Source organism: Plantibacter sp. CFBP 8775, assembly GCF_014839505.1.
GTDB classification, from domain to species: Bacteria; Actinomycetota; Actinomycetes; order Actinomycetales; family Microbacteriaceae; genus Plantibacter; species Plantibacter auratus.
Map to the genome: position 1 here is coordinate 1,287,911 of NZ_JACYNV010000001.1, position 17,877 is coordinate 1,305,787.

The 17,877-nt window shown below is 70.6% G+C and carries 15 protein-coding genes; 6 read left to right on the forward strand and 9 right to left on the reverse strand.

What is annotated here, in order from left to right:
* Positions 1-12 precede the first annotated feature (12 nt).
* Positions 13-3,636: a DEAD/DEAH box helicase gene (locus tag IFR14_RS06165; RefSeq protein WP_191940577.1), complete on the forward strand. Its 3,624-nt coding sequence runs from the start codon at positions 13-15 to the stop codon at positions 3,634-3,636.
* Positions 3,637-3,699: 63 nt separating this feature from the next.
* A complete protein-coding gene (locus IFR14_RS06170) occupies positions 3,700-5,436 on the forward strand; it encodes a cation:proton antiporter (protein WP_079705195.1) in 1,737 nt (578 codons plus the stop codon).
* Positions 5,437-5,678: 242 nt separating this feature from the next.
* Here IFR14_RS06170 and IFR14_RS06175 read toward each other — a convergent pair whose 3' ends face one another.
* From IFR14_RS06175 to IFR14_RS06215, 9 genes are all read right to left on the reverse strand, one after another.
* The gene (locus tag IFR14_RS06175) at positions 5,679-5,918 is read right to left on the reverse strand and encodes a hypothetical protein (protein ID WP_086474520.1); all 240 of its coding nucleotides are present in this window, start codon (positions 5,916-5,918) and stop codon (positions 5,679-5,681) included.
* Between the two features lie 113 nt (positions 5,919-6,031).
* Positions 6,032-7,015 carry an SDR family NAD(P)-dependent oxidoreductase gene (locus IFR14_RS06180; protein ID WP_191940578.1) on the reverse strand — a complete coding sequence of 328 codons (984 nt, stop codon included), beginning with the start codon at positions 7,013-7,015 and terminating at the stop codon, positions 6,032-6,034.
* 103 nt (positions 7,016-7,118) lie between these two features.
* Complete coding sequence (locus IFR14_RS06185) at positions 7,119-7,886, reverse strand: polyprenol monophosphomannose synthase (RefSeq protein WP_085510190.1); 768 nt, start codon at positions 7,884-7,886, stop codon at positions 7,119-7,121.
* An 87-nt stretch (positions 7,887-7,973) separates the two neighbouring features.
* Entirely contained in the window at positions 7,974-8,645 is a 672-nt protein-coding gene (locus IFR14_RS06190; RefSeq protein ID WP_138946478.1) for a class F sortase, read from the reverse strand.
* A complete protein-coding gene (locus tag IFR14_RS06195) occupies positions 8,642-9,826 on the reverse strand; it encodes a glycosyl hydrolase family 8 (RefSeq protein WP_191940579.1) in 1,185 nt (394 codons plus the stop codon). The genes IFR14_RS06190 and IFR14_RS06195 overlap by 4 nt, the downstream gene beginning before the upstream one ends.
* 2 nt (positions 9,827-9,828) lie before the next feature.
* Positions 9,829-10,677 carry a DUF4397 domain-containing protein gene (locus IFR14_RS06200; RefSeq protein WP_191940580.1) on the reverse strand — a complete coding sequence of 283 codons (849 nt, stop codon included), beginning with the start codon at positions 10,675-10,677 and terminating at the stop codon, positions 9,829-9,831.
* 80 nt (positions 10,678-10,757) lie between these two features.
* A complete protein-coding gene (locus tag IFR14_RS06205; protein WP_191940581.1) occupies positions 10,758-12,788 on the reverse strand; it encodes an ArnT family glycosyltransferase in 2,031 nt (676 codons plus the stop codon).
* Entirely contained in the window at positions 12,785-14,305 is a 1,521-nt protein-coding gene (locus IFR14_RS06210; RefSeq protein WP_228501517.1) for a glycosyltransferase, read from the reverse strand. The genes IFR14_RS06205 and IFR14_RS06210 overlap by 4 nt, the downstream gene beginning before the upstream one ends.
* The gene (locus IFR14_RS06215) at positions 14,305-14,970 is read right to left on the reverse strand and encodes a GtrA family protein (protein WP_191940582.1); all 666 of its coding nucleotides are present in this window, start codon (positions 14,968-14,970) and stop codon (positions 14,305-14,307) included. The genes IFR14_RS06210 and IFR14_RS06215 overlap by 1 nt, the downstream gene beginning before the upstream one ends.
* Before the next feature lie 297 nt (positions 14,971-15,267).
* Between IFR14_RS06215 and IFR14_RS06220 the strand changes: the two genes are divergently transcribed.
* The 4 genes from IFR14_RS06220 (at position 15,268) to IFR14_RS06235 (ending at position 17,807) form a co-directional block, all read left to right on the forward strand.
* Entirely contained in the window at positions 15,268-15,630 is a 363-nt protein-coding gene (locus IFR14_RS06220) for a DUF7882 family protein (protein ID WP_137242204.1), read from the forward strand.
* Positions 15,627-16,460 carry an SDR family NAD(P)-dependent oxidoreductase gene (locus IFR14_RS06225; RefSeq protein WP_191940583.1) on the forward strand — a complete coding sequence of 278 codons (834 nt, stop codon included), beginning with the start codon at positions 15,627-15,629 and terminating at the stop codon, positions 16,458-16,460. Before IFR14_RS06220 ends, IFR14_RS06225 begins: the two co-directional genes overlap by 4 nt.
* Positions 16,461-16,531: 71 nt before the next feature.
* Positions 16,532-16,705, forward strand: a complete 174-nt coding sequence (locus tag IFR14_RS06230) for a hypothetical protein (RefSeq protein WP_191940584.1) — start codon at positions 16,532-16,534, stop codon at positions 16,703-16,705.
* Positions 16,706-16,817: 112 nt separating this feature from the next.
* Positions 16,818-17,807: an SDR family oxidoreductase gene (locus IFR14_RS06235; RefSeq protein ID WP_191940585.1), complete on the forward strand. Its 990-nt coding sequence runs from the start codon at positions 16,818-16,820 to the stop codon at positions 17,805-17,807.
* Positions 17,808-17,877 lie beyond the last annotated feature (70 nt).

Here is a 17,877-nt window from a genome sequence, read left to right on the forward strand (position 1 = left end):
GACCATGGGGCGATGACTCCCGAGCCCGCACCACTGGTCGACGTGGCCGACCTCGTCCGGCTCGTCGGGCGGGTGGCGTTCGACCGCGGCCGGGTCTACGCGAGGGACGGTCGGGTCACCGCTGCCGACTGGGACCCCGACAAGCGTCGGCTCCACGGGATCGTCGAAGGCTCCACCGACGTCCCGTACGCCTGCATCATCGACCTCGGCGACGACACCGGCGGGTTCGCACGGATCGAAGGAAGCGCCTGCTCGTGCCCCCTGCGCGGCGACTGCAAGCACATCGTCGCCACCCTGCTGCACAGCAACGCGGCCCACCTCCGGGCCGAAGGTCGCTCCGACCGGTGGGTGGCCCCACAGCGGCCGCCGTCGGTGAAGGAGGCGTCCTGGCGTTCCGACCGGCGTTGGACCGCACCCATCAACGACCCCGCGCTCGACGAACCGGCCGAGCACCAGCCGATGTACGCCCTCGACGAGCTCGACGACCTCCCCGCCTCCTGGCGTCCGGAGGCGGAACGGCGAGCAGCGCGATGGACCCCGAGTCCGCAGACACCGCCGGCGCCGCCCAGCTGGCGGAACCGACTCGACTCCCTCGCCGGCGACGCCGGTCGCGCCACGGCACCGACGGCCATGGGCCTGCAGTTCGCGGTCCGCGAGAGCATCCCGCGCACCGCCGAACGCTGGCGCGGACCGACCTCCCGCACGGCCGACGGCCCGCCCGAGCCACGGCACCCCCGCCGGATCGCCGTCCGACCCGTCGTCAAGAAGGCCGGCGGCGGGTTCGTGAAGTCGACGATCTCGTGGACCTCGTTCACGCACCAGGGCCACCGGCTGTCGCTCGATCCGGCGCACCAGCAGTGGTTCACGCAGTTCCAGGCGCTCCTGCGTGCCACCCGTCCGCCGGCCGGTGCCTACGCCGGCGCCGGCGACTCGGACTGGCTCGTCCTCGACGACTTCGGCAGCCCCGTCCTCTGGCATCTGTTCGAGGAGGCGGCCCAACTCGGGATCGAACTCGTCGGCACGCGCAAGGGCACGGTCACCCTCGGCACCACAGCCGCCATCCGGCTGGACGCCGCGCACGACGACGAGGGCGTGGTCCTCCGATCCGTCGTGACGATCGACGGCACCGACGTCGACGCCGCCACGAGCGGAGCCCTCGGCGACCATGGGCTCTACCACTACACGCTCGAACCCCAGCAGGCGATCGTGCTCGCACCGCTCGCCGAACCGCTGACGGACGAGGCCCGCGGACTCCTCGGGCCAGGCGAGCCCGTCGTCGTCCCCGAGGCCGAGGTGGCGGAGTTCCTCGAGCACTACGTCCCACGACTCCGCCGCAGCATCTCGCTGAGTTCGACGGACGGCACCGTCGCCCTCCCCGAGATCGTGCCACCGGTGCTCGTGCTCGCGGCCTTGTTCGAACCGAAGCAGACCCTTCGCCTCGCCTGGTTCTGGCAGTACGCCCCGGCGCAGCGCGTCCCGATCGGTGGCGGCACCCCGGCGCTCGCCGCAGGGCGACCACTCGTGTCCACGGTGCCGAACGGCGCGCCGACCGACGCCGCCACCGGCACTGCCGCAGCGGAGGTCCTCCGCGACGAACGCGCGGAACGGGCCATCCTCGACCGGGTCGGTGCCGCCATCGCCGCCGCAGCGGAACCGGAACGCCGCGCGCTCGCCGCCGGCTCGTTCGACGAGCTCACGACCCCGGGCGTCTGGCCGCCCAGGCCGCAGGTCCTGACGGAGTTCGACGCGGCACTCGTCACCGAGCGCACCCTGCCCGTCATCGAATCGCTCGACGACGTCCTCGTCGAGGTGTCCGGCGACCGCCCTGAGTACCGGGAGCTCACCGGCACACCTCACATCTCGGTCACCACGGTGGAGACGGAGCAGCGCGACTGGTTCGACCTCGGGATCGTCATCCACATCGGCGAGTACAGCGTCCCCTTCGAGCCCCTCTTCAAGGCCCTCTCGAAGGGGCGCACGAAGCTGCTCATGGTCGACCACACCTACCTCTCGCTCGAGCACCCCGCCTTCGACCGCCTGCGCGAACTGCTCACCGAGGCGGCCGCGCTCAAGGAGTGGGAGACGAAGCCGAGCATCAGTCGCTATCAGGCGAGCCTCTGGGCCGACTTCGAAGACCTCGCCGACGAGACCGAGCAGGCCGTCTCCTGGCGCGAGGCTGCAGCCGGACTCAACGCGATCGAAGCGGTCCCCGACACCCCCTTGCCGTCGGGACTCCGCGCCGACCTCCGGCCCTACCAGGTCGAGGGCTTCCGCTGGCTCGCGTTCCTCTGGCAGCACGGACTCGGCGGCATCCTGGCCGACGACATGGGGCTCGGCAAGACGCTGCAGACCCTCGCCCTCGTCGCCCACGCGCGCGAGACGACCGGGACCACGGCACCACCGTTCCTCGTGGTCGCCCCGACGTCGGTCGTCTCCAACTGGGTCGCCGAGGCCACGCGCTTCGTGCCCGGCCTCGTCGTCCGCAGCATCACGGCCACGCAGGCGAAGGGCAGCGCGTCAATCGCGGACCTCGCGGCGGGCGCCGACATCGTGGTCACGAGCTATGCGCTGTTCCGGCTCGATGCAGCGGCGTACCAGGCGGTCGAGTGGTCGGGGCTCATCCTCGACGAGGCGCAGTTCGTGAAGAACCACCGCGCCAAGCTGCACGAGTGCGCGGTCGACCTCAGAGCACCGTTCAAGCTCGCGATCACCGGCACGCCCATCGAGAACACCCTCATGGAGCTCTGGTCGCTGCTGTCGATCGTCGCACCGGGTCTGTTCGCGTCGGCACCGCGCTTCACCGAGCACTACGTCAAGCCGATCGGCAAGGGCCTGGACTCGAGTCGGCTGCAGACCCTGCGCCGACGCATCCGACCGTTGCTCATGCGACGCACCAAGGAGATGGTCGCGCCCGAACTGCCGCCGAAGCAGGAGCAGGTGCTGCGTATCGAGCTCGCACCGGCCCACCGCAAGCTCTACGACCTCGTCCTCCAGCGCGAACGGCAGAAGCTCCTCGGACTCGTCGACGACCTCGACCGCAACCGGTTCATCGTGTTCCGCTCGCTCACGCTCCTCCGCATGCTCAGCCTCGACGCGAGTCTCATCGATGCCGAGGAGCACGCGGGCATCCCCTCGAGCAAGCTCGACGCACTCCTCGAGCAGCTCGACGACGTCGTCGCCGAGGGCCACCGGGCGCTCATCTTCAGCCAGTTCACGAGCTTCCTCGGCACCGCCGCTCGTCGGCTGGAGGAACAGGGCATCGCGTACGAGTACCTCGACGGATCCACCCGTCGTCGGGGTGAGGTCATCGATCGTTTCCGCACCGGTGACGCCCCCGTCTTCCTCATCAGCCTGAAGGCCGGCGGGTTCGGCCTCAACCTGACCGAGGCGGACTACGTCTTCCTGCTCGACCCGTGGTGGAACCCGGCCGCAGAGGCGCAGGCCATCGACCGGACGCACCGCATCGGCCAGACGGAGAACGTCATGGTCTACCGGCTGGTCGCCGCCGACACGATCGAGGAGAAGGTGATGGCGCTCCAAGCGAAGAAGTCGGAGCTCTTCGCCGCGGTCCTCGACGACGATGCGGTGTTCAGTCAGGCGCTCACCGCGGAGGACATCCGAGGCCTGCTCGAATAGTCTCCCGGCGCCCACGACAGCCGTCGGGGTGGGGCCGGCCGAGCGACCGATAGCCTGATCGCTATGGAACTCGGGGTGTATGCGGTCGTCGGCATCGCGGTGATCGTCGCCGTCGCGGCCTTCTCCCGCAAGCTCGGCGTCGCCGCGCCGATCATCCTCGTGATCGTCGGTGTCGGGCTCTCCTACCTCCCGGGCGTCCCGGAGATCGAGGTCGAACCGGAACTCGTGCTCGACGTCGTCCTGCCGCCGATCCTGTACGCCGCCGCGATCAGCGTTCCCATCATGGACTTCCGCCGCAACCTCGCGACCATCACGAGCCTGTCGGTCGTGCTCGTCATCGTCACCGCGTTCGGTGCAGGCTTCCTCCTCTTCAGCCTGCTACCCGACCTCAACCTCGCCGCAGCCATCGCCCTCGGCGCGATCATCAGCCCGCCCGACGCGGTCGCGGCGACCTCCATCGGGCGCCGTCTCGGCCTCCCGCCCCGCCTCCTGACGGTGCTCGAGGGCGAGGGGCTCGTGAACGACGCGACTGCGCTCGTGCTCCTCCGATCGGCGAGCGCTGCGGCGGCCGGCGGCATGCTCACGCCGTGGGCGACGGTCGGTGACTTCGTCTACGCGGTCGTGCTCGCGATCATCGTCGGTTTCATCGCCGGGTACGTCACCGTCTGGCTGCGATCGAAGCTCAACGACTCCGTCCTCGACACCGCGATCTCCATCGCCGTCCCCTTCGTGGCGTTCATGCCGACCGAGGCGCTCGGTGGGTCCGGCGTGCTGGCCGTCGTCATCGCCGGCCTGTACACGGGCCACGCGAGCTCGGCCGCGTTCTCGGCGCAGGCGCGGATCAGCGACCGCATCAACTGGCGGACCATCCAGTTCCTGCTCGAGAACGCCGTGTTCCTCCTCATCGGACTCGAGATCCGGACGCTGATCGGCGCCGTCGACGCGGAGATCCTGTCCGTCGAGGAGTCCATCGGGATCGGTCTCGTCGCGACGGCCGCGCTCATCGCGCTGCGGTTCCTGTGGGTGGGCCCGCTGGTGCTCGGGCTCCGTGCACGAGAACGCTGGGCTGAGCGGCAGACCCTGCAACGGTGGCTGTCGATGGGGTACTCGGAACGGTTCCCGAGACAGAACCGCCGATGGCATCGACGGCGGCGTCGGGAGCGCGCCTACGAGCGGCAGCGCGCCGACCTCGAGCAGTTGCGGCTGGAGCAGATCGACTGGCGAGGAGGCGTCATCCTCAGCTGGTCGGGTATGCGCGGCGTCGTGACGCTCGCCGCCGCACAGTCACTGCCGCAGAGCACCCCGTACCGCGAACAGCTCGTCCTCATCGCCTTCACGGTCGCCGTCGTGACGCTCGTCGTCCAGGGCGGCACGTTGCCGTGGCTCATCCGGCTGCTCAAGGTGCAGGGGATCGACGAGTCCGAGGACCGCCGACAGCTCGCGACCCTGCTCGACGAAATCAGCTATGCGGGCATCAGCGTGCTGGAGGATCCGGCGTCGGCGGTCGGCATCGAGGAGGAGATCGACCCCGATCTGCTCGAACGCGTCAGGCAGTCGACGTTCCTGCGGGCGGAAGCCGCCTGGGAACGCTCGCGCGAGTCGGTCTCGCCCAGTGAGACGCACGCCGAGACACCGCACCGGCTCTACCGCCAGCTGCGCCTGGCCGTCGTGCAGGCCGAGCGCGAGCGGCTCCTCGACGCCCGGGCGCGCGGTGCGTACCCGTCGCGCATCCTCGCCGAGGCGCAGACGATGCTCGACATCGAGGAGACGCGCTTGCGGCCGCCCCGCGCCGACCACTAGAGCTGGGTGACCGTTCTCAGGAGTCCTCCGGTGCGCCGCCCGGTGGGCGGACCGACGCGCCGGCGAACTCCTGAGAAAGGGACGTTGCGGTCAGGAACTCGGGCCGGGGTTGGTGATGTCGGCGACGCACTCCGCCTCGCGCCGACCGCTGAAGCTGCTTGACCGTTCTCAGGAGTCCTCCGGCGCGCCGCCCGGGAAACGGACCGACGCGCCGGCGAACTCCTGAGAAAGGGTCGGTGGGGTCAGGAGCTTGGGCCGGGGTTGGTGATGTTCGCGACGCGCTCCGCCTCGCGCTCGGCCGCAGCGTCGCGTTCGGTCTCCGAACCGGGGTTCGTGATGTCGGCCTCGCCGCTCGCCGCGGGGTCGTCGGCGGCGACGTGCGGGCCGGGGTTCGTCGTGGACGCCACGCGCTCGGCCGCCGCGTCGTCGACGGCCTCGTCGTGTGGGCCCGGGTTGTTGATGTCGGCGTTCTGGTCACTCATGGGGTGCTCCTTCCGAGATCCGCCTGGGCGGTCTCCGTCTCGCGCATCGTCGCGCTGATCCGCTCTCACGGTAGGTCCGTGGGCGGGTGGCTGCAAGGGGTGGCGCCGGCCGATCAGTCGCGGGCGGCGAAGGCGTCGACTCCGGTGAGTTCTGCGGAGAGCGCCCAGAGTCTGGCCGCCTCCTCCGGATCGGTCGCGTGGTCGGCGACACCGGAGGCCGGGGAGACCGCGGTCTCGGCCGGGCCGGCGATGTCGCAGTCCTCGCAGAACACCCCGCCGAGGCCGTCGAGCGACGGTGAGGTCGCGGCCCAGACCTCGGTTGCGGCACCCTGCTCGGGCGACTTGAACCCCGAGACGAGGAGGTTGCCGTCGGCGTCGACCCAGCCGAGCGCCATCATCTCCTCGCGCGGCAGGTGCCGCTGCAGCGGCGTGAGGATGCCACCGGGGTGGACGGAGAACGCACGGACGCCCTCTTCGGCACCGAGCGTGTCGAGCTGGAGGGCGAAGAGCGCGTTGGCGGTCTTCGCCTGCCCGTAGGCCTCCCACTTGTCGTAGCCGTGCTCGAACTGGACGTCGTCCCAGCGGATCCCCGAGCGCTTGTGGCCGCTGGAGGACAACGCGACGACCCGCGAGGAGCCGCCCTTGACGATGGCGGGCCAGAGGCGGTTGACGAGGGCGAAGTGGCCGAGGTGGTTCGTCGCGAACTGGAGTTCCCAGCCGGGACCGACACGCGTCTCGGGAGCCGCCATGACACCGGCGTTCGTGATGACGAGGTCGATGCCCCGGCCCGTGGCGAGGAAGCGGTCGGCGAACGCCTCGACGCTCGCGAGGTCGGCCAGGTCGAGTTCGTCGACCTCCACACCGTCGATGCCGGCGAGCTCCTCGCGAGCGGTCTCCGGGCGCCGCGCGGGGACGATGACCTGGGCACCCGCGGCGACCAGGGCACGGACGGCCTCGCGGCCGATACCGGAGTAGCCGCCGGTGACGATGGCGAGCTTGCCGGTGAGGTCGATGCCCTCGAGCACCTCCGCCGCGGTGCTCGAGTGGCCGAAGCCGGAACCGATGGGGTGCTGCGGGGTGCGCGTGCGATTGGTCATGCCCTCACGCTACGACTCCGGGGAGGGCGGCGGAACCGGAAGGACCTGGGAAGATGTGCAGCCCTCGTCAGCCCGTGGTCGTCGTCGCCCGCACCACCTGGTCTCAGCGGGTGGACAGCACCCGCACGGAGGGCAGCGGGTGGCCGTGCAGCAGCGCGCGGACCTCCTGCAGGCGGCGACGCACGCCCCACATCGTGACCTTCTTGAGCGACTCGGAGACGATGCCACCGCTCATCTTCGACTCACCCGACACCCGCTCGGTGAAGACGATGGGCGTCTCCACGACCCGGAGCCCGCGCTGCAGCGCCCGCCAGAGGAGGTCGACCTGGAAGCAGTACCCCTGCGACGCGACGTCGGCGAGGTCGATCCGGCGCAGCGCCTCGCTGCGGAACGCGCGGAACCCGCCGGTCGCGTCGGCGACACCGATCCCGAGGGCGAGTCGCGTGTAGAGGTTGCCGCCGCGACTCAGCGCGAGCCGGTGCGCGGGCCAGTTCTCGACGACGCCACCCGGGACCCAGCGCGAGCCGAGCGCGAGGTCGTGATCGTCGAGGAGTGCGATCAGACGGGGCAGGTCCTCGGGGTGGTGGGAGCCGTCCGCGTCCATCTCGACGATGACCTCGTAGCCGCGGGCGAGCGCCCAGGCGAAGCCCGCGAGGTACGCCCCGCCGAGCCCGTCCTTCACGGCCCGGTGGAACACGTGCACCTGCGGGTGCTGCGCGGCGAGCTGCTCGGCGAGGAACCCGGTGCCGTCGGGGGAGGAGTCGTCCACGACGAGGATGTCGACCCCGGCGACGGCGAGCGTGCGGTTCACGATCGGCTGCAGGTTGTCGAGTTCGTTGTAGGTGGGGATGACGACGAGGGAGCGGTTCACGTCGGTTCCTTTCGGGTCGTTGGGAGTGGTTCGGAGCGGGGCGGCCCCTCGACAGGAGCGAGGGGTGGGGAGCGGCGAGGAGCAGCGCTACGGGGTCGTGCCGACGAGCGAGGCGAAGACCACGTAGTTGTTCGCGTAGGTGTTCGCGGCGTCGTCGAAGGGGCCGTTGCAGGTGATGAGCCGGAGCTGCGCGTCGGGCGTCGGCCCGTAGACCTCCTCGGTGGGGAAGGTCTTCTTCTCGACGTCGATGGCGCGGTCCACCGCGTAGGTGGCGGTCGAGCCGTCGGACATCGTGACCGTCACCTGGTCGCCCGCCACGAGCTGCTTGAGGTGGACGAACACCGCCTCACGGAGGGTCGTGTCGAGATGACCGGCGATGACCGCGGGCCCCACCTGGCCGGGCAGGACGCCGGCGCGGTACCACCCGGCGTCCTCCCACTCGACCGGCGGCAGGAGGACACCGGACGCATCGCGCTCGAGCGGTTCGACCGCCGCGTCGACCCCGATCGACGGGATCTGCACCCGGCTCACGCTCAGTGCGCTGACATCGGCGGCCGGCGCCTGGGCGACCGGGTCCTGCTTCGCGCCGGCGGCGCCACGGTCGGTCGCCTCCGAGGAGGTGATGGGCCCGTCGGCGGCGTTCGGCGAGGTCGGCGTCTGCCCGGCGTGCGTCGTGGCGCAGCCCGAGAGGGCGAGCGCCGTGAGGAGTGCTCCGGCCGCGGCGAGCGTGCCGATCGTCCGGCGGTGTGCGCGGATCATGAGGTGGCTCCTTCGGTGAGCGGCGGGCACCCGTCCAGCTCACCGGTCGTGAGCATCATGGGCGCGAGGGCTGCCCAGGCGGCGCCGAAGTAGCTCGGCACCTCCTGCGCGAGTTCGTCGGCGGCTCGGAGGTCGTCCGCCGACTCCGGCAGGTTGCCGACGGCTGCGCGCGCGGCTGCTCGGGCCTGAAGGGCCAGCGGGTGCACGTCCGAGGTCAGCGGTGATCCGCCGAGGTCGGTCTCCGCCCGCAGCTCCTTCGACCGCGCGAGGGTCGAGGCGAGGCGGGCGGCCGTCGCCCGGTCGGCGGTGTCGCAGGACTCGGCGTAGCGGATCGGGAGTCGGGCCGCGTCGTAGCCGTAGCGGACGCTCTGCCCGGTCCCTGCCGCACCCGGCATGGCGTCGACGGTGCCGTCGGCGTGCACCTGTGCCCAGTCGGGCGGGAGCGGGCTCTCGTCGAGCAGGGTGGTCGTGACCGCTGCGGAACCCGCCTGCAGTTCGGCCCACCGAGGGTCACCCGTCGCCGCACCCAGCACCGAGAAGGCGACGGGGGAGGCATAGGACGGGTTGTACGCGTAGGGCTCGGTCGCTGCGGCCCAGACGCCGGGCAGCAGGATCCGGCCCGCGGCGGTCTCGGCGGTCATGCGGTCCGCGATCACACCGGCAAGCGTGACGCCGGCCTCGGTGAACCGCGGCTCGTCGAAGCGGGTACCGGCGATGACGAGCGCGCGGGCGGCGTCGAGGTCCGCATCGCTGGCGGGTTCGTCGTCGACGACCTCGCCATCGCGCCACTGCCAGGCGAGCAGCCCGTCGGGGCGCTGCAGGTGCTGCTCGGTCCAATCCCAGATCTCGGTGAAGGACTGCTCGTCCCCGACCCCGGCCGCGACGAGCAGTCCGTAGGCCTGCCCTTCGCTGACCGTGTCGTCACCCTGGTCCCGGCGCACGACGCGGCCGTCGTCGACCCAGTCGGCGAGGAACGCGTCGGCGGCCTCGGTGGTGGTCCGGTCCGTGACCGTCGACGTCGGGCCAGGCTGATCGCCGGCGTCGGCGGAGCCGGGTGACGCAGCCGTCGGACCCTGGAGGAGGTTCGCGGGGAACCCGGTCGCCAGCGAGGCGATCACGGCGGTCGCGGTGACCGCGGCGACCGCGGTCGCGGCGATGCCGATCGTCTTCTTGGCGCTCATGGTCAGCTCACCGCCGTCCCGAGGTCGCGCACGAGCCGGGCGAGCTTCGCGTCGAGGTCGTCGAGGACGGACCCGAGCGTCGACGACTCCTTGGCGAGTCCACCGCCACCGGTCTCCACCGGACCTTCGGGAGCGTCGCCGGCCGCTGAGCTGTCGAGGACGGGCATGAGGGTGACGCCACCTGCGGCGTTGTCGAGCACGAAGAGCGTGCTCACCGTGCCGGGCGCGAGGTTCACGGAGGCTTCCGCCGCCTGCTTGCCGCCGGTCAGCTCAAGATCCCACGGGCCGGCGGGGACGCTCGCGTAGTCGGTCGCCGTGCCGGTGGTGGCGCCCTTCGCGATCGGCATGCCGGTCGAGGTGCTGACGTCGACGCTCTTCACATCGGTCGACGCCTGGATCAGCCGGATGCGCGCCGCACCCTCGGCCGGACCGGTGAGGTCGTCCTCGAACACCTTCGTCTGCAGGTCCTTGTTGGGACCGTAGGCCGCGACGGTGGCCGCTTCCCCGGCCGTGATGGTCACGTTGGTGCTGATGACCGGCTTCGTGCTGTCGGGCGACCCGGCGGGCACCATCGACACCACGTAGGTGCCGGCCGCGAGGTCGGTGTAGGGGGAGACCTGGCCGTAGGCGACGTCGTCGAGTTCGAACACGGTCGCGCCGCCGGAGAGTGCCGACAGCTTCACGTCGACGGTCTTGGTGTCGGCCGAGAGGTGCCCGACGCGGATCCAGCCGGTGCCTGCGGCATCGGTGGTGGCGGCGCTCGCGGCGGTGGTGCCGAAGCCGATGAGTGCTGCCGTCACGACGGCGGCGAGGCCGCTGAGGGCGAGTCGCCTCGTGGTGGTGGTTCGCATGGTGGAACTCCTGTTCTTCGGGTGGTTCGAGGGTTCGGATGGTTCGGGCGTTTGGCTCGAGCCGGTGCTCGGGAGGCCGGTCAGCGGACGACGTCGGGTTCGACGACCGAGTAGGTGACCCGCACGCCGGACGCCGTCTGCTCGACGCGGTCGGCTGCGTAGTCGCCCTGGATCGAGCGGATGGAGTCGGCCAGACGGCTGTCGCCCGCCTCGGTGCCGGTGCGGAGCACCATCGTCCGGCGCACGTCGCCCGTCTCACCGTCGAGCACCGGGGTGCTCTCGAGCCGGACCGGCGTCGTGGCGAGCACCTGTCCGAGGGCCAGCAGGGCGCGGGAGTCGAGCTGGCCATCGCTCACGGTCTGCGCGGCCTCCGCCGAGACGCTGAGCGAGGGGTTCAGCAGGAGCTGCGCGCCGAGCGCCGCCCGAGCCGCCGTGCGTCCGGCAGCCTGATCGGCCGCAGCGTCCAGACCGTCGGCGTCGATGCGGCGGACCTCGACGGCCTGCGTCCCGGAGCCGAAGGTCGCGACGAGCTCGGAGTTGTCGATCGCACCCTTCACCTCGGGAAAAGTGGTCGGGAAGGTCCGCATCGAGTCGGTCGTGACGATGTAGTCGGCGTCGCGCCAACCGTTGGGGGACTGGGCCTGGACGGCCGAGTCGGTGTCCATCTTGTAGTACCAGATGACGTTGTCGCGATCGAAGCCGCTCTCGACGAGGTCGACCCACATCGCGTCGTCGACGATCACGCGGGACTCCTTCGGCACATTGGTCTGGACCCACTGCTGGGCCTGCCGGACCGGCTTGTCGAGGTCGGCGAGGAGGAAGCCGCGGAGCTGGGTCGCCGTGTTCGGGACGGCGACGACGGCTGCTGCGAGCACGGCGGCGACCCAGACGGCTCCGGCCGCGCGTCCGCCGAGAAGACGACGGCGCGGTGCACCGGCCTCGACGGTCGAGCGGCGACGGAACCGGCGGATGGCCGCGCCGGTCACCCCCATGATGAGGATCGTCATGAACGGCAGCAGCATGATGACGTACGGCACCGGCAGGTAGCCGCCCGGGCGCAGCATGAACAGGCCGAGGAAGACGGTCATCGCGGCGATGACACGCAGCCGCGAGATGAAGAGCGCGGCGACGGCGGCCACCGCCCCGGTGACGAGGAGCGCCGCGTCCAACTGCCACCACATGCTCAGGGTCTTGGCCGACAGGCTCTCGGGGTCGAAGAGGGAGCCGCTGGCGACGCGCGATCCGAGCTGGAAGAAGACGCCGCCGAGGAGGCTCACCCGGTCAGGGCCGGGGATGAGTTCGCCCTTGATGGCGGCGAAGAGCACGTACGTGAAACCGATGACGACGACGATCGTCGCGGCGACCGGCAGCGTGTACCGGCGGGTCTCCTTCCGAGCCGCGCGCCACATGGTCCAGGCGAGGAAGGGCAGGGCGAGCAGGAAGGTCTCCTTGCTGAGCACGGCGATGCCGAACGCGGCGGCGGAACCCGCGAAGCCGACGAGCTGGTGCTTGCGGCTCGTCGCGAGGATGAAGGCACCGAGGAGCCAGGGCACCGCGACGTTGTCGAGGTAGACGGTGCGGTGGAACTGCACCGCGAGTGGCGAGATCGCGAACACGAGTGCGGCGACGGCGGCCATGGACCGGCTGAGGTGCAGGCGGCGGGCGAGGACCCACACGAGCACGACGGAGATGAGCGTCGCGACCAGCATGGCCTCACGTGCCGCGACCACGGCGATGTCGTAGCGGTCGAACGCACCGGTCAGCCCCGTGTAGGCCGCGATCTGCAGCCAGCCGAGCGGCGGGTGGTCGTACCAATAGGTGTAGTGGGCGAGTTCGCCGAGCTTCAGCACGCTCCACGCCTGGGCGGTGTAGGTGCCCTCGTCGTCGATGCGCTGCGGGGATCCGCCCATATTCATGGCCTGCACGACGGCGGCGATGGCGAGCACGGGCAGGAGGAAGGCCAGGGTGCGACCGTGGCGCGAGAGCCAGCGGCGCACGACGCCGGGGCCTCGCTGTGCCGGTGGCCCTGAGGTGAGCCAGCCGAGGCGGTCGCTCTCCAGGTGGAGCTCTGGTCGGCCGGGGGCGGCCGGTCGTTCGAGGATGCCGGTCATCGGGTTGCTCCGTTCTGGAGGACGAGCTCGGGTGCGCGGTCGGGCAGGTCGACGGAGACGGGAGCGGCCTCGGTGGCTTCGGCGACCTCCTCGCTGCGGTGGGCGCCGGTGTGCTCCGTCTTCTCCCAGGAGTGGTCGCCCTTCCACTCGCGGAAGACGGAACGGACGGCGGCCAGGCCGAGGAAGATCTGGTACGGGAAGGTGCCGAGGATCAGCCGGGCGTAGTCGCGGAGGCGGACCTTCTGGCCGTAGAGGCGGCCGAACTCACCGAGCCCGGAGGCCTCCACCGCGAGGGTGACGATCGTCGGCGCGAGCGGGATGAAGGTGAGGAGCGCGATCGGCGCGGGGACCTTCGCGAACAGCACCAGCAGGACCGAGACGGGGATGAGGAGGCCGGTCGCCGCCTGGAGGAACGGCATCGAGAGGAGGTACCGGGCGAACATGCGCTGACGGAACGTCGGCAGCTTGCGCCACTCGCCCTTCTTCAGCACCTGGAGGAACCCCTGGTTCCAGCGCGTGCGCTGCTTGTAGAGCGACTTGAGGGTCCCTGGGGTCTCCTCGCGGGTGACGACCTCCGGGCTGTAGGCCACGACGACCGTCGCGCCGGCGCTCGAGAGTCGGACGCCGAGCTCGCAGTCCTCGGCGAGGCAGCCGTCGTCCCAGCCTTCCGACCAGTCGAGCCAGGTCTTCTTGACGAACACCGTGTTGCCGCCGAGCGGGATGAAGCGGGAGTTCGCGTGGAAGTGCAGGCGCGACCGGAACCAGAAGTAGTACTCGAGCACGTTCCGGAGCGACCACCAGCTCGACTGGAAGTTCATGAGCTGCACGCCGCCCTGGACGACGTCGGCGCCGCTCTCGGTGAAGCGGGAGTCCACGAGCGTGAGCAGGCGCGGATGCACCTCGTCCTCGGCGTCGAACACGCCCACGACGTCGCCCCGGGCGATCTGCAGCGCCCGATTGAGGGCCTTCGGCTTGTTCTTCGGCACGCTGTCGTCGACGACGACTTTGATCAGATCGGGGTGCCGTGCGGCGGCCTCGCGGACGACGCGCTCGGTCCCCGGGTCGTCGTGGCCCACGATCGCGATGATCTCGAAGTCGGGGTGGTCCTGTTCGGCGAGGCGGTCGAGGGTCTGGCCCATGACCTCCTCCTCATGCCGACCGGGGACGAGCAGGGTGAAGGAGTGCTTCGCCGGCAGCGGGACCGCGGCGAACCCGGTGTTCTTCAGGTGGCCGGTCGACCGCCAGGCGTGGAGCATCCAGTAGAGCGTGGTGACGGCGATGATCGTCAGCGCGGCGGCGAACAGCAGCATGGTGCCGTAGCCGAGCCACTCACCGATGCTCCAGGAGCCGGGGTCGGCCGCCGACGTCGGGTCCACCAGGGTGCCGCGGTTCGGCAGCGGTTCCGTGGGTGCCGCGGGCTGCGGGGTCAGCAGGGGAGCGGGCTCGTCCGCGGCGGCGAACGGGCGGGAGGGGATGAGCGCGAGCGCTCCGAGCAGCGGTGCGAGTGCGGGTGCCATCAGGACAGGCCTCCAGAGGTCGGCAGTGCGTGGGTCGGTGCGGGGCGACGAGGGGTCGTGGTGCGCGGTGCGGCGGCGGGTGCCGATGCGGCCGGGTTCGAGACGGGCGCTTCCTGCGTCGTCGTGCTCCGACGGCGATCGGTCGCCGACTCGGCGGGCCGGAAGACGACGAACCGGTAGGCGAGGAATCGGAACACCATGCCGAGGACGAGACCGACGCCGTTGCCCGCGATGTTGTCTGCGAGCGGCGTGGTGTAGCCGAGGACGTAGTGCGAGACGAAGAGACACCCGGCGGCGATCCCGAGGCCGAGGACGTTCATGAGCGCGAAGAGCGCGCCCTCCTTCCACACCGCGCGGCGGTGCTCGGTCCGGAACGTCAGCGCCCGGTTGCCGAGCCACGCGACGATCGTGGCGACGGCGACGGAGATCACCTTCGCGCCGATCGGCTTGTCGTCGAGCACGGTGAACCGGAGGAGGTTGTACACACCGACGTCGACGACGAACGCGGTGCCACCGACGAGGCCGAAGGTGACCAGCTGGGAGACGAGCTTGGGGAGACGCAACGGCTGGCGTGCACGGCGGGGACGCGTTCCCGGAGCGACGGATCGTTCGGGGACGGACGGTTGGCTCGGGTGCACGACGGAAGATTCGGGCTTCACGGTCATGCACGCCGTTCGGGGGCGGCGCCAACCGCGGTTTGGTCGGCGGCGACACCGCCCAGGGCTTTGCCAGGTTCACGAAACAGCGCCGAAATCCCTTGATTTTCCGCGGAAGTTGACGTATTCGCGAGGCCGTGGGGGACAACACCGCGGCCCCCTGAACTGGGCCGCCGCCCGCCCGTCAACCGGCACGACGGCGATCCCTCGGTCGCCTACGATGGGGGCAACGCCCGGTGTGCTCGGGCGTCGCGTCGCCCTGATTCCCGGGTGCGCGAGGACGACCGGCACAAGAGGAGACATCTGGTGGGAAAGCTGATCTACGGGAGTTCATCGCGAGAACTCGAACTCGACGACCGGATGCTCGCGCACGTGAAGTCGATCGCGGTCATGAAGCTGCGGCGCAACGAGTCCTTCACGATCTCCTGGCCGCGCTCGCTCGAGACCGGTGGCGGACGCGTGACGATCTGGGTGCACCCGTCGATCTCGTTGCAGTTCGAGTTCGACCAGGAGGAGCGTCCGGAGCTCAACCGCAGCTGGCTCGAGTCGATGATGCAGGACGCCAACAAGACCGGCGACCTCGCGATCGGCCGTGAGGTCCCCGACATCGCTGAGCGGGCGCGCCCGACCAACGTCAGCGAGCCCCGCCCCCGGAAGTCGTCCGCGTGAGCGACCGGGTGATCGTCCTCACCGGCGCGAGCGACGGCATCGGTGCTGCGGCCGCGAAGGCGTTGACGGACGCGGGCGAGCAGGTCGTGGTGGTCGGGCGGTCACCGGAGAAGACCGCGGCCGTCGCGCAGCGGATCGGGGCCGCCTCGTTCATCTCCGACTTCGCCGAACTGGCGCAGGTGCGGCTCCTCGCCGAACAGCTCCTCGAGCAGTACCCGCGGATTGACGTCCTCGCCAACAACGCCGGCGGCATCTTCGGTGCCGACCGCCAGGTCACGACGGACGGCCATGAGCAGACGTTCCAGATCAACTACCTGGCACCCGCGCTCCTCACCCATCTCCTGCTCGACCGCCTCGTCGAGTCCGAAGCGACGGTGATCAACACCTCGAGTGTCGCCAACCGCCTGTTCGGGAAGCTCGACCTCGACGACCTCGACGCCGAACGGTCTTACTCGCCCACGCGCGCCTACGGCAACGCGAAGCTGGCGCAGATCCTCTTCACGAAGGAACTCGACCGTCGGTACGGTCCGCGTGGACTGTCCGCGGCGGCGTTCCACCCGGGGGTCATCTCGACGAACTTCTCCAGCTCGCCCGACGGCGCGATGCGGTTCCTCTATGCGAACCCGCTCGGGCGTCGCCTGCTGAACACCCCCGAGGAGGGCGCCGACACGCTCTTCTGGCTCGCCGAGAGTCAGCCGGGACTCGACTGGACCTCGGGCGGCTACTTCGTGAAGCGGAAGCCCGCACGCACGAACAAGCTCGCCGACGACGTCGCCCTCGCCCGCGGGCTCTGGGAACGGACCGAGGAGCTGCTCGCCGAGCACCGCTGAGCGGGCCCGCCGGTTCACCGCAGCGGCTCCCGCGTCACCGGGTCGTGGTGACGGGAGCCTAGGCTGGTGGGATGCGATGGAACGAATGGACGACGGCGCTCGTCGTCGCCGGGATCCTCGCGCTCGCCGCGCTGCTGATGCTCGTGGTCCTCGGACCCGAGGCGCCGGTCGTGTGGGGACTCGTCTCCGGGGTGCTGCTCGCCCTCGTCGTCGGTGCCATGGCGTTCGTCAAGCGCGAGCGCTGACCCAGTCCGGGTAGACCTCTCCCGGTCACTGAGCTTGTCGAAGTGCCAGAAGGGACCTCCCTATCCTGTCCAGGCCTGGGCGAGTCGGTCTCTGGTGCGCGAGGATGGAGCCATGACGACGAAGCGCATCCTGTTCATCGGCGGCAGCGGCATCATCTCCTCGGCGTCGGTCGCCAGAGCGGTGTCGCTCGGCCATGACGTCACCGTCCTGAACCGTGGCCTGTCCCACGTCCGCCCCCTCCCCGAGGAGGTCGAGCTGCTCCGCGCGGACGTGCGCGACACCGACGCGGTGACCGAGACGCTCGGCTCGCGCCAGTTCGACGTCGTGGCGCAGTTCACCGCGTTCACGCCACCGCAGGTGCAGGCGGACATCGACCGCTTCGCCGGGCGGATCGGCCAGTACGTGTTCATCAGTTCCGCGTCGGCGTACCAGAAGCCGCCACAGCGCCTGCCCGTCGTGGAGTCGACGCCGCTCCGGAACCCGTTCTCCCAGTACGCGCGCGACAAGATCTCCTGCGAGGACGTCCTCGTCCACGCCTACCGCGAGCAGGGGTTCCCGGCGACGATCGTGCGCCCGTCACACACCTACGACCGGACGCTCATCCCCACGATGGGACGGCGCACCGACCTCGACCGCATGCGTGCGGGCAAGCCGGTGGTCGTGCACGGCGATGGGACGACCCGCTGGACCATCACCCACACCGAGGACTTCGCGGTCGGGTTCGTAGGCCTCCTGGGCCGTCGCGACGTGCTCGGGGAGGCCTTCCACATCACGGGCGACCACGCGCCGAGCTGGAACGACATCACCCGGTGGATCGCGGAGGCGGCGGGCGTGGAGGCCGACATCGTGCACGTGCCGTCCGACGTCATCGCGGAGGTCCACCCACCGCTCGGGCCGACGCTCCTCGGCGACAAGGCGTTCCCGATGGTCTTCGACAACACCCGCATCCGCAGTCTCGTCCCGGAGTTCCGGCCCACCATCCCGTTCTGGGACGGCGCGGCGGAGATGGTCGCCTTCCACGACGCGAACCCGCACTGGCAGCCGGCCGAACCGGAGCTCGACGCGGCCTTCGACCGGATGGTCGCCGCCGTCGGTCACTGAGCTGCCCTCGATCCTGACCGGCCTTCGGTCCCTGAGCTGCGCCGCACTGAGCCTGTCGAAGTGTCGAAGG

Bases quoted from the DNA above. Each gene is read 5' to 3' on its own strand.
- IFR14_RS06235 (WP_191940585.1), top strand. From the start codon at position 16,818: ATGACGACGAAGCGCATCCTGTTCATCGGCGGCAGCGGCATCATCTCC.
- IFR14_RS06200 (WP_191940580.1), bottom strand. From the start codon at position 10,677: ATGCGAACCACCACCACGAGGCGACTCGCCCTCAGCGGCCTCGCCGCC.
- IFR14_RS06165 (WP_191940577.1), top strand. From the start codon at position 13: ATGACTCCCGAGCCCGCACCACTGGTCGACGTGGCCGACCTCGTCCGG.
- IFR14_RS06175 (WP_086474520.1), bottom strand. From the start codon at position 5,918: ATGAGTGACCAGAACGCCGACATCAACAACCCGGGCCCACACGACGAG.
- IFR14_RS06170 (WP_079705195.1), top strand. From the start codon at position 3,700: ATGGAACTCGGGGTGTATGCGGTCGTCGGCATCGCGGTGATCGTCGCC.
- IFR14_RS06190 (WP_138946478.1), bottom strand. From the start codon at position 8,645: ATGATCCGCGCACACCGCCGGACGATCGGCACGCTCGCCGCGGCCGGA.
- IFR14_RS06215 (WP_191940582.1), bottom strand. From the start codon at position 14,970: ATGACCGTGAAGCCCGAATCTTCCGTCGTGCACCCGAGCCAACCGTCC.
- IFR14_RS06210 (WP_228501517.1), bottom strand. From the start codon at position 14,305: ATGGCACCCGCACTCGCACCGCTGCTCGGAGCGCTCGCGCTCATCCCC.
- IFR14_RS06195 (WP_191940579.1), bottom strand. From the start codon at position 9,826: ATGAGCGCCAAGAAGACGATCGGCATCGCCGCGACCGCGGTCGCCGCG.
- IFR14_RS06205 (WP_191940581.1), bottom strand. From the start codon at position 12,788: ATGACCGGCATCCTCGAACGACCGGCCGCCCCCGGCCGACCAGAGCTC.
- IFR14_RS06230 (WP_191940584.1), top strand. From the start codon at position 16,532: ATGCGATGGAACGAATGGACGACGGCGCTCGTCGTCGCCGGGATCCTC.
- IFR14_RS06180 (WP_191940578.1), bottom strand. From the start codon at position 7,015: ATGACCAATCGCACGCGCACCCCGCAGCACCCCATCGGTTCCGGCTTC.